Raw genomic sequence first — 16,995 nt, forward strand, 5'->3', positions numbered from 1 at the left:
TTTGCATTCTAATGATTAAGGAACTATGTATGCAGAGGATTACGTTCACAATTAAGGCACCCAAGCAAATTATACACTGGCTGCTTCAAAAAGCGACTAGCCCTTGACGGAGCCGAGCATAACGCCTTTCGCAAAATGCTTTTGCAGAAAAGGATATACAATCAAAATCGGTACCGTCGAAACGACGATAACAGCCATCTTGATGACCTCGCCAGGCGGCGCTACGTAATCACTGCCCATTTCCTTTGAATCCCCAATCCCGCCCTGCGACAAAATAACAATTTGCCGGAGCCATACTTGAATTGGCCATTTTGAACTGTCATTAATGTACAAAATCGCACTGAAAAATGTATTCCAATGGCCAACCGCATAAAATAACGAGAAGGTAGCCATAGCGGGCAATGAAAGCGGTAGTACGATACGCACCAAAATTTGAAAATCGTTGCAGCCATCAATCTTGGCGGCTTCTTCCAGTCCATCCGGCAGCTGCTGAAAGAAGTTTCTCAATATAATAAGATTAAAAGCGCTGATTGCGCCAGGGATCAACAATGACCAGTAGCTGTTCAGCAAGCCAAACGATTTGACGACCAGGAAGGTTGGAATCATGCCTCCGCTGAACAGCATCGTGAACAGTACGAGCAGCATTATCGGACCACGACCCATAAATTCATTTCTCGCCAATGGATAAGCCGTCAATGTGGTGAACAACAAATTGATCAATGTGCCTGCAACCGTAATAAAGATTGTGACGCCAAGGCTCCACATGATCGTGTTCGTCGAAAAAATATACCGGTAGCCATCGAGTGAAAATTTAGTTGGAAACAGCACGATCCCGCGCTGCATCAGCTCCTCTGAAGCAGTTAGTGAACCTGATAGTACAAACAGGAAGGGCACGATGGCAAACAAAGCGAAAACAATTAGAAGCACGGAATTAACAATATCAAATACGCGTGATCCCAATGAAGGATGAATCATGAAAGCAGCCTCCTTTCCAATTTAGTATACACCTTGCTCGCCAATTTTCTTGGCTGCTTTATTAGCGGCAACTACCAGACATAAGCCTACTAGTGATTTAAACAGACCGACAGCGGTGCTGAAGCTAAACTGCCCTTGCTGGACACCATTGACGTACACATAAGTGTCGAATACTTCGCCCACTTCTCGGTTCGTCGAATTCAGCATCAGAAAAACCTGCTCGAAGCCTGTATCCAGAAAGCTGCCGAGTCTTAAAATGAACAAAATGACGATGGTGCTGCGAATAGCAGGAAGGGTTATGTGCCACAGCTGCTTCATCCGGCCTGCACCGTCCATTTTGGCAGCTTCATACAATGTAGGGTCAACTCCTGACAGTGCAGCCAGAAAGATAATAGTACCCCAACCGGATTCCTTCCAGATAACTTCCAGAATGATCATCGGCCTAAACCAGTCGTTGGACATTAGAAAATTAATTTTACCAAAACCCGCATTGACGAGCATATTCGTAAAAATCCCGCCTTCGGACGAGAAAAAAGTGTACACCATACCGACAACGACAACCCACGATACAAAATGGGGAATGTACACTGCGGTCTGAATGTATCGCTTGAACCATTCCACGCGCAGCTCATTCAGCATCAATGCGATTAATATCGGGATCGGAAAGAAAAAGACAATATTATAAATCGCCAGCACAAAAGTGTTTTTGAGCAGCAGCCAGAACACCGGATCATGGAAAAAACGGTCAAAATGCTTAAAGCCAACCCAAGGACTGTTCCAAAAGCCCCGATAAGGCAGGTAATCCTTAAATGAAATCATGACCCCCCACATCGGTAAATATTTAAATATGGCAAAATACAGCAAGCCAGGTGCAACCATCATATACAAATAACGACCTTTGATGAGTCGGCTCCAGAACAAGTTTGTCTTGCGGCCCAAACCGTTGGCTGTTCCGTTCATCACTTGTGATTTCAAATCCAACGCCCTCCTTTCTGATAGTTACTACTTAAGATGGGGCAAGCACATCCGCGATGCGAATAGGACGATTCTCCTTGACGGATCTCCAAACTGCTTCTCCTGTACCAACCGAATAGGCACCATCTATCGAACCGGATAAAATATCATACGGTCGCTTCGGATCGGGACCGAGAAAAATGTCCTCCAGAAGCGTAGGGTCTCCACCTCCATGTCCACCTTGCCTATGAACGACATGAATCGTTTCTTTAGAGCCAAACAATGGGAAGTAATCGATCGTTTGCACAGGTACTGGAAACGGAACCCTGCCGGAGGAATGATATTCCATCGATTCTATACGGCCTTTTGTACCATTAATCGCAAGCCGATAGCCTTCATAAGGCAGTGAGAAGTTGACTGAATAAGTGAGCAGCGCACCGCCATTATATTTGACGTTAACGGAATAAGTATCCTCGATATCAATTTGTGAATCGTAGATACAGGCATCCGACCGGTATTCGCTGTAGGGAGCTTGAGCATCTGCGGCGCCGACAGCTCCGATATGGTCATCCGTTACATGAACCTCCTTGCCCCGTGACGACCAACGCATGTAATAATCGCAGTCGGGCTTGACCTCACAGGTGGAACAATGGCGTCCGTCCTCTTTCTTCGGATTCAACTCACCTTCGGGTCCATAATAATTGAGAGCGCCGAACGCAAATACCTCTACCGGCTGCTGCCCTGTCCACCAATTGACCAAATCAAAGTGATGCGAGCTTTTGTGAATGGATAATCCCCCCGAATGCTCCCTGACCCGATTCCACCGTTTGAAATAGCTGGCTCCATGGTACGTATCGATATACCAGTTCAGATCGACAGATGTCACTCGGCCTATCTTTCCTTCCAGCACCAATTCTTTGATCCGGCTGTGAATAGGCGCATAGCGGTAATTAAAGGCAACCGTTACCTTACCCTTGCTCACGGACTCCGCATCCATAATACGTCGGCAATCAGCACCGGTTGTCGCCATAGGCTTTTCGGACAGCACATCCAGATCATGCTCCAGCGCCTTCAGAATATAGGTGACATGCGTATCATCACGTCCCGTCACAATAATGACATCAGGCTTCGTTTCTGCGATCATTTTATCAAAAGCATCGGCTCCGAATTCCGGCACATCGGCTAGCTCCGGGTATTTGCTCTTACATACCTCAAACCTTCTAGAATCAATATCGAGCAGCCCAACGATATCTGCTTGATTGGAAAATGTCGAAAGCATCGGTCCAATAAACATCTTCAGGCTTCGATTACTAACACCGCAAATTGCATACTTTTTTTTCATTCAGCACCTCTATCTTAATAGTCACTTCATCATAATAGCCGCTTGCCTGTGCTACCAGAGTCTTTTGGTTGGATTCGATTATATCGGACCCTGTCGGTGAAGCTGTCTTCATTATTAAGAATAACCCGATAAATAGATACAATCCGGAAAGCGACAATTGCCAATCTTCCTGTATTCCCTTATGTATAGCCGTTATTTGAGCGCTTATAATCTTTAATGCCCACTTTTATAATCTTTATAGATCATGCCGATCCGCTGCTGTTAGAAGCTGTTGAACCAACAAAAAGAGCAGCCATCAACGGCTGCCCTTCGCATATTGTTAGATTCGTACATGAAAAAAATGTTTCACGTGCTGCTGCAGAATTCATCAAAATACGCCCGTGACCTCCACGGTATAAATATGACGGCTCCCTTCATGTGTGGAATCGAACGAAAGCGCTGTTCCGGCTCGGTTCCATCTGGGGTGCAGGTCGCAGCGATAATCTCCGGTTACATTCGGGTATGAATAAAACGAGCCAAGCGTCACGCCTTTCCTGTTAACCAAATCATACAAATACAAATGACGGTAGCTGTCCTCGTCGGGGTAGCTATCATACAGCATAAGGGTCCGGTCAGGCGAATAAGAGCAATGGCCGTCTTTCAAAAAGAATAGGTCATCCAATAGCGTGACCTGATCTGTTTTATCCTTCAATTCATACAACTGAACGCCTGCTGTCGAGCCTTCCAATCCACTTGAATAGATAACCAGATGCTGCGGGTCGCGCCAATGATAGTGGGAAGCGTAGGCATAATCGGAAAGCAGGAATAGGTCAGAACCATCATGGTCAGCCGTAAGTATTGCCGTTTTCCAGCCTTTACCGTCTACAGGAAAATTCCTCACCAGACATACAAACCGCGTTCCATCCGTATTAAAATTGATGTGATTGATCATGATCTTCTGATCTTCACCTGCGAAATAATGATTCGTAAAATCCCAAATCTCCTGTAAAGACAACACCAGCTCACTAGTACCTGTAGCCAGCTCAATAAGGAAAATCCCGTCATTCTCAGGATGCGGCATATCAGCGAACGGATCGGGAGTGCCCTCGTAGCCATAGCCTGGGCGAAAATCATACATACGGCTGAAATTGACACTAAGCGCGTATTTTCCTGTCGGATCGACATTCACTACTGGCCGCTCCAGAATTCGCTGCTCTCTCGTGTGAACATGCATCACAACGCCTTTGATCCCATCATCCGTTTGCTGGTTAAAAATGATTTCGTCGTTAGGTGCAAGCGGATGCCACTGCAGCATCGTCCCCTGCTGAAAATTCCACGCTGTTGTTTCTGCAAGCGGGATTTGCTGTCCGGTCGCTACCTCAATCATCCCCAGTTCGGCAATATCTGTCTTGACCTGCAAACGATCCCAGAATTTCACTTTTGTATATAAATGGTAACGATCATCTCCGCTCCAGGACGGATTGTCATAATAACCGTAAAAATAATGCCCTTCCCCATCCGTTAATTTGTTTACAGCCACCGTCAAATTGTTTATTTTCTCTATCTCCATTGTAAAGCCTCCGTCTCCTCTAGTTCCCAGCACTCAGCGCTGGCTATTCCTTTAATGCTCCAATTAATACACCTTTTACAAAAAAGCGCTGCACAAACGGAAATACAAGCAGCAGAGGTGCAATCGCAGCAACCATCACGGCGAATTTCAGCGTAAGCGCCACCAGTACACGACCATCGCTGACGTCACCCATCATCTCCGTGTTTTGGTCCAATATCAGAATTTCTCTTAAATAAACCTGCAGCGGAAACAGATCACGCTGACGCAAATAAATAAGCGCATTAAAATAAGCGTTCCAATGCCCTGAGCCATAAAATAAGGCAATAACCGCAATAATCGGCTTTGATAAGGGCAAAGCGACTTTTCTGAAAAAAGTAAGCTCAGACGCACCATCGACCTCGGCTGCATCACGCAGCTCCTGGGGAATATTCATTTCAAAAAAAGTTTTTGTAATCAGCAGGTTCCAGGTCGTCACAGCCCCTGTTACAATAAGAGCCAGACGCGTATCGAGCAAGCCGAGTGATTTGACAATCAAATAAGTAGGAATCATGCCTCCGTTGAAAAACAAGGTGATGACGATAAAGAACATGATTACTCTTCTTCCGGTCAACTCCTGACGCGATAATGCATAAGCAGCCAATAAAGTGACGGTTACATTCAAAGCCGTTCCACCAACGGTGTACAAGATGCTGTTATAATAACCGAGCCAGATTGTACCTGTGGACAACAGCAGCTTATAAGCCCCCAGCGTAAATCCGACCGGAATGATCAGCATCGGATTGGCTATGACCTGAGCCGGATCACTGAAGGAGGCTGAAATAATGTACAGAAACGGATATATAAACAGGATAGCGGTCAGTGCCAACAGCGCATAAATCACGATATCGACTCCACTTGTTTTCTTCGATATACGACTCATCTTTCATCCACCCGCTTTCAAAAAATTCGGTTACCATAGAGAATAGCCGCTGAGTCGCCGGGCCAACCGATTGCACACAATAATAAATACGAACGTCAGAAAGGAATTGAACAAACCTACTGAGGATGCGAAGCTGTATTGCTGCTGCACCAAACCGGCACGGTACACATAAGTGCTCAGCACATCTGCTGTTTCATAGGTAGCGGAGCTGTACAGCAAAAATACTTTCTCAAAACCTACGTCCATCACACGCCCCAAATCGAGCAGCAAAATCGTAATAATGGTCGGCTTGATGCCGGGAAGAGAAATATGCCAGATTTTACCTAAGCGACTCGCACCATCCATTTCTGCAGCTTCATACAAGCTGGGACTGATTCCCGTTAACGAGGCGTAATAGATGATCGAGCTCCAACCGACGGTCTGCCATACGCCTGACGACACATAAATCGTCCGAAACCAGCTCGGCTCACGTAAAAAGTCAATCCGGGTGCCGCCAAAAAACTCGATGATCCCGTTAACAAATCCTGTTGAGGGCGACAAGAAGTTAACGATCAAGCCGGCTACAACCACCGTTGAAATAAAGTGGGGCAAATAGCTGAACGATTGGATCACGTTACGAAATTTCGAATTTCTCACCTCATGCAGCAGCAAGGCGAATACAATTGGAATCGTAAACCCAAATAATATTGTGTACAACCCAATCAGCAGCGTATTTCGAATTAAACGATAAAAGTAGATTGAATCAAAGAAAGCTTGAAAATGCTTGAATCCTACCCAAGGACTGCTCATCATTCCCTTGAACGGATTGTAATCCTGAAAGGCGATTAGCGTGCCGTACATTGGCGCGTAATGAAATAATAAATAATAGATCGCAGCGGGTGCGAGAAACAGGTACAACACCATATTCCGTTTCATTTTACTACGCAGCCACATCCCGGATTTTCGCTGTACTGCGGTATTTGCCAAGTTCGTTGCACCTCCTTGGTTAACAGGGCCGTTAGGAAGGAGACAATCCTTCCTGCGTTTCGCCTGAGCCACCCTTACTTCTGACTTACGCTTATTTCAGTGCGGCAGTAAACCGTGTATAAGCCTTGCTGTACAGTTCAGCCAGCTTATCTGAACCGATCTTTTTGAGGCCTGCCTGGAAGACGTCGTATTCACTGAAAGGCTTCTTACCACGTATGAATGCATTCATATTTTCATCAATATACGTATTAATATCTCTTTGTAGCGTTTGCACCTCGTTCAGCTCGTCTTGAGTAAAGTGAAGCGCAGGTACCTTCTTCTTGCCGGCATACTGTACAGCCAGTGCGTTGCCTTTCTTTCCTTCATCACTTAACGTAGCCAGATAATGCTCTGGAATTTGCGAGGAAGGCCAGCCGCTGACAAAACCAACATACGTATTTAGGTATCCAAGGATATCGAGCTTCGGATCGTTCATGACCTTATCCGTGTAGGTCGGAACGCCATCCTTTAACGTATACGTATCGCCTTCCGCACCGAAGTACAGCAGGGTAGCTCCTTCCTTCGAGTAAAAGTAATCCATCAGCTTTGTCAGCTCGACTGCGTTTTTCGTGGTGCTTGATATGGAAACGCCGCGACCGGGATCGATTTCATTATGTTTGCCGAGAATATTACGCTCCCCTGTAGGTCCTTTCGGAGCCGCTAATGCGGTAAAGCCCGGAGTTTTGCCTGCACCCTGCAGCATTTTGTTATATTTGGTCAAATAGCCTGCATTGGAACCATAGATGAAGCCGGACTGCTCGTTCATGATTCTGCCGTCACGCACATCCCCTTTCATCTTTTCGTATTCAGGGTCCAGCAGGCCTTCGCTATACAGCTTGTTCAGATACTGCAGGGCATCCTTATAGCGTGAGTCGGTTGGCCCGTATTTAATTTTGCCGTCCTCGATAAAGAAATCGTCCGTGCTGTTCGGCCCCCTGCTCCCGACACCAAATGCCCAGATGATCGGGTTCGGATTGTCAGTAAACGGAATTTCATCTGCTTTGCCATTTCCGTTCGGGTCCTTTTCTTTAAACGCTTTCAATACTTGATACAATTCATCTGTCGTATCCGGCGCTTTCATCCCCACCTTTTGCAGCCAGTCACCCCGAATCATATAGCCTGCAAATGCCTGCGTACGAGGGTCAAGCAGCAATCTCGGAAAAAAATAAATATGTCCGTCAGGTGATGTGATTTGGCCTTTAACCGCAGGGGTACTGTCCAGAATTTTCTGGAGATTGGGCGCATTTTTCTTGATCAAATCCTCCAACGGCTGAAGCGCGCCTTGACGACCATACTGATCAGCCAGCAGCGGATCAATGTGTCCGATAATATCGGGAATTTTTCCAGAAGCCATGATCAATCCCAGCTGCTGCTTGAACTCATCTGCAGCCGGGGCTGCTGTCGTTTCCCACTTTACAGAAATATTTGTTTTCTTCGCAATTTCCTTCCACAGTATCTGATCACTGTAGCTGCTGACGCCGGTTGAGCCTGGTGATGGTATAAAATCAGTCCAGCCTGTAACCGTTAACGGTTTATCCGAAATCATCGTGCCGGCTTGCGGTGCAGCGGTACTATCTCCAGGCTTCGCAGCAGGTGGATTGGCGGCTGGTGTTGCGGTATTGCTGCTTGTGCATCCTGCCAACACAGTAGTAGTTGTCAACAACAGGGTAACGACTAAAAGCGCAAACTTTTTAGTAGACATGTTCATCCTCCTCAAAATGATAAAGCAATCCTCTACTGACCCCTTACTGCAGATTCCTCATGATGGCGTTTACATGAAGTGCTCTGTATCACTTCCCTTTGCACATGTAGATGTGTTTGAATAAAAGTTTGTATAATCACGCCGTTTCATCTTGACGCTGTCGTTTCTTGATACTTAGATTATATATGGTTTCTCTTTATCCCACTATTGACAATCAGATCAAATACTTGTATATTTCGCTCATAATCTATATTTGGCAGGAGGCAGCTCAAAGGATATGGAAAAGAATGATAGCATTCTGGTTCTGAATATTTCGGAGCCTTACGAGGAAGTGAATTTCTATAACCGTGGCCCGAATTGGAGTATGGCCGAGCATCATCACAGCTACTACCAATTTATTTTTGTGATTGACGGGCTCCTGCTGTTCACCATTGGAGGAGAGGAATATACATTAAAGCGGGGGCAGATTTGCGTGACCCCTCCATTCCAACCGCATTCATTAAGATCGACAACTGGCTATTACCAGTTTGGGACCAATTTGCAAACGGAGAAGGATAGTAAAGGGATGATCGGGCTGCTGGATGCGTACCTTCCGGATTTCGTTATCTTGGATTACAGCGATTTTCTCGATGTTCTGCCAGTGCTGGAGAAGGAATGCAGAGGGTTTACCAAGCTGTCAAAAATCAAAATAGCCAATATTTTGGACAGTGTCATAGTGGCCTGTGTGGAAATGATCATGAACGGAACCGAAATCAATTTTAAAAATCATTTACTAACGTTTCTCAACAAAAATTTAAACCAAAAAATCAAACTGAGCGATGTTGCCAAGGAGCTGGCCATCAGTCAATCACATTTGGAGCGGCTGGTGCGAAAGGAATTTGGCTGCGGCGTGATCGATCTCTACAATCAGCTTAGAATCAATAAGGCCTGCTCTTTCTTGAGCGCTTCCTACTACACGATTGAGAACATTTCCGAGCTGCTTGGCTTTTATGATCCCTCACACTTTTCGCATTTTTTTAAGCAAAAAATAAAAATGAGTCCCACCGAATATCGAAAGCATAAAAATTGGGCCAAATAACGATCAATGCTGAGAGAGGAAAGAAACAATCCTGACTGCAGCTAACAGGTAATCCAACTTGAGCCCAGCCCACCTAAGATCAAAAAAACCTTCAACCTCACTATCAAAGTGGCGCTGAAGGCTCGCTGATACTATATGGACTGCGATTCAAATAACAGCAGCTGCGTACAAGATGGAAAGCTCCAACAAGGCAACAGTAGTTAGGAAACTGCTGTTGGAAAATCGAGCGTAAACACAGCCCCTCCTTCCTCCCGATTATTAGCTCTGATAAGTCCGCCACAGCGCTCTACAATTGCGCGGGAGATGGCGAGCCCAAGTCCATTTTCCCCTCCCTTGCCTTTTACAAAACGATGAAACAGATAAGGGAGCAGGTCCTCCGGTATTCCTGCTCCATCATCGAGAACAGAAATCTTAACCCTATCCTGATGGATCGCGGCATGTATACATATGTCTTTGTTCGCATATCTCGTTGCATTCGTGAGCACATTCAACAGAGCTTGTAGTAGCTTATCCCGATCAGCAGCAATCGTCATTTTATCGGTTTTACCTTCCCCATACACGATGCGCATGGTTAATCCTTTTTGGACCAGCATCGGAGTGATGCGTTCAATCGTCTCCGTCAGCATATCCTGTACACTAACCTTTGCCGACTGGAATATATTCTCTTCACTATCCAGCTTGGCTAGCAGTGTCATTTCCGTAATAATGTTTTTTAACCTGCCGCTCTCGCTGAGAATAATGTCCAAGCCTTTGCGGACACTCTCCCCTTCAAAAATGCCGTCACGAATGCCTTCCGCATATCCCGATATAGACATGAGCGGAGTTTTGAGCTCGTGAGACGCATTTTGAAAAAATTGCTTCTGTACCCGGCTGTACCTCTCCAGTTCTTCAGCCAGATCATACACAGTATGGGCAACAACACCGAGCTCGCCCCCGGCTCTGATTAGCTGAACCTCTGAAAAACGGCGTTCCTTCACTTTCTTCAATTCTTCCCGTAATCTCATCAGCGGCTTAATCAGCTTCTTCGTAATAAATAAGCTCAACAGGAACATAAGTGCGCCACCAACACCCAATACAATAAGCAGCCTGCCGAAAAGCGCTTGTTCAATAGCTGTGATTTTACTCACTGGTGTTATGAGCGTCAAGGTTCCCTGGGGAATGGCGTTTACGGTAGTAATGAAGCGTCCGTCTCTTCCATCCCATATATTTTGCAGGTTTGAAGCCGTTGTAAGTTCCTGCAGAGCAGGAGCATCAATAGCGGTAGCTCTCCCTATTTTCATCGAACTGATCGAACTGACTGAGTTAAGAGGACTAACAGGACTAACCGGAGCAACCGGAATCACGCCAGATACAATATTCCCCATATTATCTGTGATGATGGCATCAATACCCGTGACAGGAACAGCAGCTAGGGAAGTGATGCCTGTGGACGTCCTTGGCATTGTGCCAACTTGTATCGTATCTGCCATGGTCATCTGAAAGGCTTCTTGCTCCAGTGTAGCTTTCATCAGCCCTCCCATTGCTTGCATATCTTCTTTCTGTGCTCCTATAAAGTGATCCAGTAGTACAAAGTGAATACTTATTGCAGTTACGGTCAGCACGAGGAAAAGCAGGAGGCCGAAAGCCAAATTAATTTGATGAACCAGTTTCATACTTGAACTCACCTCCATCTGTTCTTAGGCGGTAGCCATGTCCCCAAACCGATTCGACAGGCAATTGGCCGATTTTTTTGCGCAAGCGTTTGATCAAATGATCCACAGCCCGCTCGCTACCAAAATAATCATCTCCCCATACCATGGTTAGCAGCTCGTCTCTCGTAAAGGCGCGATTCGGATGCTCGACGAGCACCTTAAGAAGCGCAAACTCCTTCAGCGTCATCTCTACCTCTTCCCCCTGCCAAAATGCGCGCCTTTCTTCCAACATCAGTTGAAGTCGGCCAACGATGATCTGCGGAAGCTCAGCAGCATTTTTACTGTCATCATCCATATTTTTTAACTTGTGTCCTCGTTGAAGCTGCCGTTTGATGCGGGCCACCAGTTCACGCGGACTAAAAGGCTTGACCAAATAATCGTCGCTTCCAAGCTCCAGACCGAGGATGATATCGACTTCAGTGTCACGAGCGGAAATCATAATGATCGGCACCTCCGCTTCATTTCGAATCTTCCTGCAAAATTCGTATCCGTCCATCCCCGGCAGCATGATATCTAGTACCCACATATCCGGTGGGTTCGTTCTCCATAACGTCCACGCCTCCTCGGCAGTCTCCAATCCAATGGTTTGATAATTTTCCTTTTGTAAATACGCTTCTACCAGATTACGTATATGATGATCATCGTCTACAACGGCAATCAAATAGTTGTTCATTTGTATGACCTCCTATCCAGTCTCTTCTTAATTATACTAAGATTTCGATGGATATAGGGAGAATGCCATTGTTTTTCCACAATTTAACCAATCTTCTGCCACACTTAAATTCTAAACTAGAACTTGTAAGACAAAACAAACCAAGGAGTGTTGAATCTTGAATCACAAACTGATTGTTCAAAAAATTGCCCTGTCCACCCTGCTGTTGTCTGTTGCTGCCAGTCCTATCTATGCGAGTGCTGCCAGTGAGTCTGCGGCAACCCTCTCCTCATCAACGATTTCCATATCCCAGATTAAAGCCATTCCCGCTATAGCTAGCCATAAGCTAGTTGATCCTCTGGATCTGGCTGCAACCTATGCACCGGACACTGTTAGTGAATGGCAAACAACCTTAGCCCAATATGAAGGGGCGCTTCAGAAAAGTGGAGTCTTCAGTACAATGGCTACCCCAGTTGCCAGTGTCGGAACCCTCTCCGATGATAATACGTTTCAGGTGACTAGCGCTTCCAGCACTAAGTTAATTCCCATGAGCAGGCTTGTAGAGGTTATGGTCCAAGGCGATCCTGCAGAATTACCGAATCCAGCTGATATTAAATTCGAAACAATCACATCTGTTGCCTCTATTCCAGCAATCAGCTATGACTTGGATCAAGTCGAAGTCGGGAATGCTACTGTATCCCCAAGTGAGGAAGTCGGGAAAGTCTTAAACCTTGCTACCGTTACAGCAGATAACACTTTATTCAAAGGCAGAATTGATCTGGAACAAGCGGCTCAATCGAAGGACGCTGAAGCGATCCGACAATCACTTAGCAAGCTGATGAAGCTTTACAAGGAACAAATTGTTAAATGGGAAACTGCTAAATAATTATTGTTAGAGGAATATGCCCATAAACACTAGTCATTCAGTGTTATGGGCATATGATTTTTTAGGCGCAAGGACCTGATAAGTGGACTATCAATTGGCTGAGGTTTGTTTCAGTACGAATTGTGTTACGGTTAAACCTTACCTGAATTTAGTAGTATCTATTTCCCAGCTCTGTCGCCTTCTCCAGATAACGATAGAACGCAGCAGCAGCCTGTGCGCGGGTGACTTCCTGTTTGGGCTTGAAGCTTCCCTCGGAAAGCGACATGATCCCAAGTCCAACGACTAGAGCCGCTTCGCCGCGATTCTTGAGCAAATCCGCATCGCCGAATTTGTCACTAAAAATATTAGCGTATGCTGTCAGCTTCTTGTAACCAAGTGCACCGACTATCAGCTCGGCCATGTCTTCCCTGTTCATGATCGCCTGCGGATTGAAGTCCTTGCCGCGCTGAATGAGTCCGCGGTCAACCGCATTTTCCACGTAGGCAAAGAGCGGAGATTCATTTTTCACATCTTTGAAGGATGCTGCGCGATCCGCACCATAATAGAGGCCCGAGCGTCCGCCATTCATTGCAATAACGAGCATTTTAACCAATTCTCCACGCGTTATGGAAGCATCCGGATTCACTTTTCCGTCTGTAACATCCAATGCCTGGTAGTCAAGCATGATTTGGAGCTCCCTTTGTGCATAATGCCCTTCGATATCCGTGACATGTACTTTCTCCAAGCTCATTACTTCACCGCTTGAGCTATTTCTCCATTGACCGGTTACCGCATCAAGAAAATAGTTTTCGCCGATATATTTAGGCTGCAGCACATAAACCAGCTTGGCCTCTTTATCGCTCGTATCAGAGCCTGGCGGCAGCTCCCCTGCAGCCATCATGACGCGGATTTTCTCGATAGGCATAATGCCAAACCCTTGATTCGGCAGCACATAATTAAGCTTGATCGTATTCGTAGACAATAGCAGTTCCTTTGCCTTGCTTAGATCAATAACTTCCGGCTTCTGTTTAGGGTAAGCAATATTGGAAAAGTTAAATTGATAATTCGTGATGTCTCCCGTCGCCTTATCCACAGCTATATGCACGTTTTCATAATTCACATACACACCATCTATCATTCTCTTGAAAGATAGATCCCAGGCGGTTATCATTTTCTTCTGTTCAGTCGGTATATAGTCCAAATTAGCCAACGCTGCTGTGTCCACCACTAGCTGATCGGTGTACGCAGGTAACTGTTGTTTGATAAAATCGATAGCCTTCGCTTTTGCCTCTTCTAAAGTCACCTTCGGTTCAACCGGCTTTTGCTCTCCAAATGGGATATCATTATTGCGACTATAGTTCATGATTTCACCGGTTTTGTTATTGACACTAGCCCAAATATTAGTACCCCTTCTTGCCGTTGAGTCATCCTTGGCATCATTCCAACGAAGATTCCAGATGGACTGTACTTCTCCCGTAATCGGATTGGTTGACTCGTTATATGAAGCCTCCTCCAGCTTGATTCCTTCTGGAAGCTTAAAGGTGGAGCTTACTTTTTCCAATGCTTGCTCCTTGGTCAGGTTGAGATTACTGGTAGGCGACTCGCTTAATGGCGCATTTGTCAATGGCTTTTCAAGCTCCTGGCTGAAGTTCGAATTGAGTCCTTGCTTCCACACTTCTCCTGTTGCTGCATTCAGTACGGGATGCTCCATTGTATAAGCAACAATTGGTTTTCTCTCACCTTTAACATCGTTCAGCATCAAATAATTCAGCTTTGGATTGAGCTTGTCTCTGAATGCTTTGGCGGCCGCTTCATCACTAATCGGTGTCGCCTGCTCGAAGGTCGAAGCTTCATCCCAATTAAAGCTGTATTGTGTAACGACACCATCCCCATTTACCTGAATATTAATGCCATTCTGAGGGAAGGGCACACCATTATGCGTACGGTCATATCGGATTGAATATTGGAAAGAGCCATTCAGCGGAGCCTTGAGCGACTGTTCCAGACTATCATTATACTGCAGCTGCGAGGACTCATTAGCGTTCAGCCTAGCCACCCACTCGTTGGCAATTCCCTTTGCTCCCTTAAAGTCCACTTTCGGAGGATAACTCGGTTTATAATCCAGATCATTGCTGTAAAAATAATATTCCAGCAGCTTGCCGTTCATCCCATGAATAGTAATGTTGATATTGCCGACATTTTTACCTTCAACGAGCTTTCGAAAGCTTATATTCCAGCTAACCCCTCTACCATTGTAGCTATTGGAGCTTAAATTGACGGAATCAACCGTATACCCGTCCGGTATCGTTACATACGATTTGGCCAGCTCAATGGCTTGATCCTTTGAAACTTTGGCATCCCCGGGAGTAACCGCAGATCCGCCGAGCGGTACAGCAATTGGTTTTGAGCTAAAGGCTGCAGGGATCGCTTCATCTGCCATAGCCAGTGGAATATTGGAAAACAATAACACGGTTGCAAGCGCCGCCGTACTTGCGTTTTTGCGTATTCTCATATTCATTCCTCCTAAAAGTGCATTTCCATTAAATGCTTAATTCTAAGACGGTAAATAGACAGAAAAGGTTGCTGCAAGGAACAGAAATATTTATGGCCATATAAACAAAAAACGGTTCAATCGCAAATGCAGCGAGCAGAATCGTTTTTGGCCATGTTTTCATGGAAGCCACATCAACTGGCGAAATCACGGCTAAATATGCGTAAGTGATGCTATTGCGTCCCTACAGCAAAATTTTTGCCATTTATGACGAACCGATTATGACATCTGCCCATACAATAAGGGCAAATGACTATATTATCATAAGCGGAGGTAACACTATGGATGATCGTGCTTTTGAATTGGGAGGTTTCAGTGGTTTTGGAGGAGGATTTGGGCACACACCCTTATTTAACCCTTTTTTTCGTCAGCAGTCTGTACCATTCTTCTTTCTTTCACCTTCTTTCTTTCCCTCTTACAGAGGAGAAGATGATCGGGACGGCAACTATTATGCTCAGCATCAATGCCAAGAAGGAGAAAATATGGAGAATGTTGCACAGATGTACAATGTTCCCCAACCAATTCTTGAAGCCATGAACCCACATATTCAAAACCCTAACGATATTGCCCCGGGAAGTACTGCTTACATTCCACGTTTGGATAAAATGAATTGTCATACCATGTATATGCAGCAGGAAGTACCAGCAAATGCAGCGAATACAACCTCATTCAGGGACCCGGAGCATCAAACGATGCCCTACCCAGGAATTCCACAAATGTACGCGCATGGGCAGTATCCGCATCCCAATTATCCACAATCCCACACGCAGCAGTTCTTTGGGGTACATCCTCAAGCTGGAGGATATTATGGTCCTCATGGAGTCGGATTTCAAGCGGGTGGTCATTTGGGTGGTCATGGTGTTGGTGTTCATGCTGGCAGTAACTTTGGCAGTCAAGGCGTTGGTGTTCATGCCGGAGGCCATCTGGGTGGCTATGGTACAGGTATTCATGCAGGAAGTCATTTTGGAAGCCAAGGCGTTGGTGTTCAAGCAGGCGGTCATTTGGGCGATCATGGTGCTGGTATTCATGCAGGTACTCACTTTGGTCATGGCGTTAACGGTCATGGAGTGGGTGTTCATACGGGTGGTCATCTGGGCAATTATGGTGCTGGTATTCATGCGGGCACACATTTTGGAGGTCATGGAGTGGGTGTTCATGCTGGCGGTCATTGGGGCAACCATGAGGCAGGTGTTCATGCAGACAGTCAATTCGGCAGTCATGGCGTTGGTGGTCATGTGGGCGGTCATATGGGTGGGCATTCAGGCGGTCATGCTGGACATGATAAAGAGCATTCCCGATAACAAATAATCAATACCGAGAGCTTTAATATGAATCTCATGGACAAAAGCACCACGGCTAAAAGAGAAATCATCGAATCGAGACCGTAATCATAGATGTCAGAGGAACCGGGCAGACCGAATAGCCATTATTCGGCTGCCCTTTTCGTTCTAGTACCGCTAACAGTAGGAAAGACGCGATGCTCGACTACCGGGTTTACTCGTTGTCAAAATCACCGTTTTTCATTTTTTCTTTTATTAATTCCAGCGTTCTCAAGCTGCCTAATAGATAATGTTGTTTTTCCTTCGTTTCAACCATGCTAACGGGTGTATCATTGATACGCTGAATTTTTTCCTCAAGCCAAGCTACAAAAATTTCCTTATTCATCCTATATGCCTCCGGATTTGATGTGTTTTATTTTACACTACTATATC

The 16,995-nt window shown here is 45.7% G+C and carries 14 protein-coding genes; 3 read left to right on the forward strand and 11 right to left on the reverse strand.

Annotated features, from left to right (window positions below; genetic code table 11):
* Nucleotides 1-96: 96 nt before the first annotated feature.
* From BM210_RS06500 to BM210_RS06535, 7 genes are all read right to left on the reverse strand, one after another.
* The gene (locus tag BM210_RS06500; RefSeq protein ID WP_091165803.1) at nt 97-975 is read right to left on the reverse strand and encodes a carbohydrate ABC transporter permease; all 879 of its coding nucleotides are present in this window, start codon (nt 973-975) and stop codon (nt 97-99) included.
* A gap of 21 nt (nt 976-996) precedes the next feature.
* A complete protein-coding gene (locus BM210_RS06505) occupies nt 997-1,935 on the reverse strand; it encodes an ABC transporter permease (protein ID WP_256223328.1) in 939 nt (312 codons plus the stop codon).
* 46 nt (nt 1,936-1,981) lie between these two features.
* Complete coding sequence (locus BM210_RS06510; protein ID WP_091165806.1) at nt 1,982-3,271, reverse strand: Gfo/Idh/MocA family protein; 1,290 nt, start codon at nt 3,269-3,271, stop codon at nt 1,982-1,984.
* 367 nt (nt 3,272-3,638) lie between these two features.
* Entirely contained in the window at nt 3,639-4,820 is a 1,182-nt protein-coding gene (locus tag BM210_RS06520) for a TolB-like translocation protein (RefSeq protein WP_091165810.1), read from the reverse strand.
* A gap of 43 nt (nt 4,821-4,863) precedes the next feature.
* Nucleotides 4,864-5,739 carry a carbohydrate ABC transporter permease gene (locus BM210_RS06525; RefSeq protein WP_091165813.1) on the reverse strand — a complete coding sequence of 292 codons (876 nt, stop codon included), beginning with the start codon at nt 5,737-5,739 and terminating at the stop codon, nt 4,864-4,866.
* Between the two features lie 30 nt (nt 5,740-5,769).
* A complete protein-coding gene (locus tag BM210_RS06530) occupies nt 5,770-6,705 on the reverse strand; it encodes an ABC transporter permease (protein ID WP_256223273.1) in 936 nt (311 codons plus the stop codon).
* A 91-nt stretch (nt 6,706-6,796) separates the two neighbouring features.
* Nucleotides 6,797-8,446, reverse strand: a complete 1,650-nt coding sequence (locus BM210_RS06535) for an extracellular solute-binding protein (protein ID WP_177237663.1) — start codon at nt 8,444-8,446, stop codon at nt 6,797-6,799.
* Between the two features lie 277 nt (nt 8,447-8,723).
* Here BM210_RS06535 and BM210_RS06540 point away from each other — a divergent pair, with 277 nt between their 5' ends.
* The gene (locus tag BM210_RS06540) at nt 8,724-9,524 is read left to right on the forward strand and encodes a helix-turn-helix domain-containing protein (protein ID WP_091165817.1); all 801 of its coding nucleotides are present in this window, start codon (nt 8,724-8,726) and stop codon (nt 9,522-9,524) included.
* A 200-nt stretch (nt 9,525-9,724) separates the two neighbouring features.
* On the opposite strand, the gene BM210_RS06545 is transcribed toward BM210_RS06540, so the two are convergent.
* Both BM210_RS06545 and BM210_RS06550 read right to left on the reverse strand, forming a co-directional pair.
* The gene (locus BM210_RS06545; RefSeq protein ID WP_091165819.1) at nt 9,725-11,176 is read right to left on the reverse strand and encodes a sensor histidine kinase; all 1,452 of its coding nucleotides are present in this window, start codon (nt 11,174-11,176) and stop codon (nt 9,725-9,727) included.
* Nucleotides 11,154-11,888: a response regulator transcription factor gene (locus BM210_RS06550; RefSeq protein ID WP_091165820.1), complete on the reverse strand. Its 735-nt coding sequence runs from the start codon at nt 11,886-11,888 to the stop codon at nt 11,154-11,156. The genes BM210_RS06545 and BM210_RS06550 overlap by 23 nt, the downstream gene beginning before the upstream one ends.
* A 157-nt stretch (nt 11,889-12,045) precedes the next feature.
* Here BM210_RS06550 and BM210_RS06555 point away from each other — a divergent pair, with 157 nt between their 5' ends.
* Nucleotides 12,046-12,753 carry a hypothetical protein gene (locus tag BM210_RS06555; protein ID WP_091165823.1) on the forward strand — a complete coding sequence of 236 codons (708 nt, stop codon included), beginning with the start codon at nt 12,046-12,048 and terminating at the stop codon, nt 12,751-12,753.
* A 148-nt stretch (nt 12,754-12,901) separates the two neighbouring features.
* Here the strand turns inward: BM210_RS06555 and BM210_RS06560 are convergent, their stop codons facing one another.
* The gene (locus BM210_RS06560; RefSeq protein WP_177237664.1) at nt 12,902-15,244 is read right to left on the reverse strand and encodes an S-layer homology domain-containing protein; all 2,343 of its coding nucleotides are present in this window, start codon (nt 15,242-15,244) and stop codon (nt 12,902-12,904) included.
* Nucleotides 15,245-15,564: 320 nt separating this feature from the next.
* Here BM210_RS06560 and BM210_RS06565 point away from each other — a divergent pair, with 320 nt between their 5' ends.
* On the forward strand, nt 15,565-16,584 hold the full coding sequence (locus BM210_RS06565; RefSeq protein WP_091165827.1) for a LysM peptidoglycan-binding domain-containing protein: 1,020 nt from the start codon (nt 15,565-15,567) through the stop codon (nt 16,582-16,584).
* Between the two features lie 193 nt (nt 16,585-16,777).
* On the opposite strand, the gene BM210_RS34670 is transcribed toward BM210_RS06565, so the two are convergent.
* On the reverse strand, nt 16,778-16,948 hold the full coding sequence (locus BM210_RS34670) for a hypothetical protein (protein WP_177237665.1): 171 nt from the start codon (nt 16,946-16,948) through the stop codon (nt 16,778-16,780).
* Between the last annotated feature and the right edge of the window lie 47 nt (nt 16,949-16,995).

The organism is Paenibacillus sp. 1_12, from assembly GCF_900114475.1.
Classification (GTDB): Bacteria; Bacillota; Bacilli; order Paenibacillales; family NBRC-103111; genus Paenibacillus_S.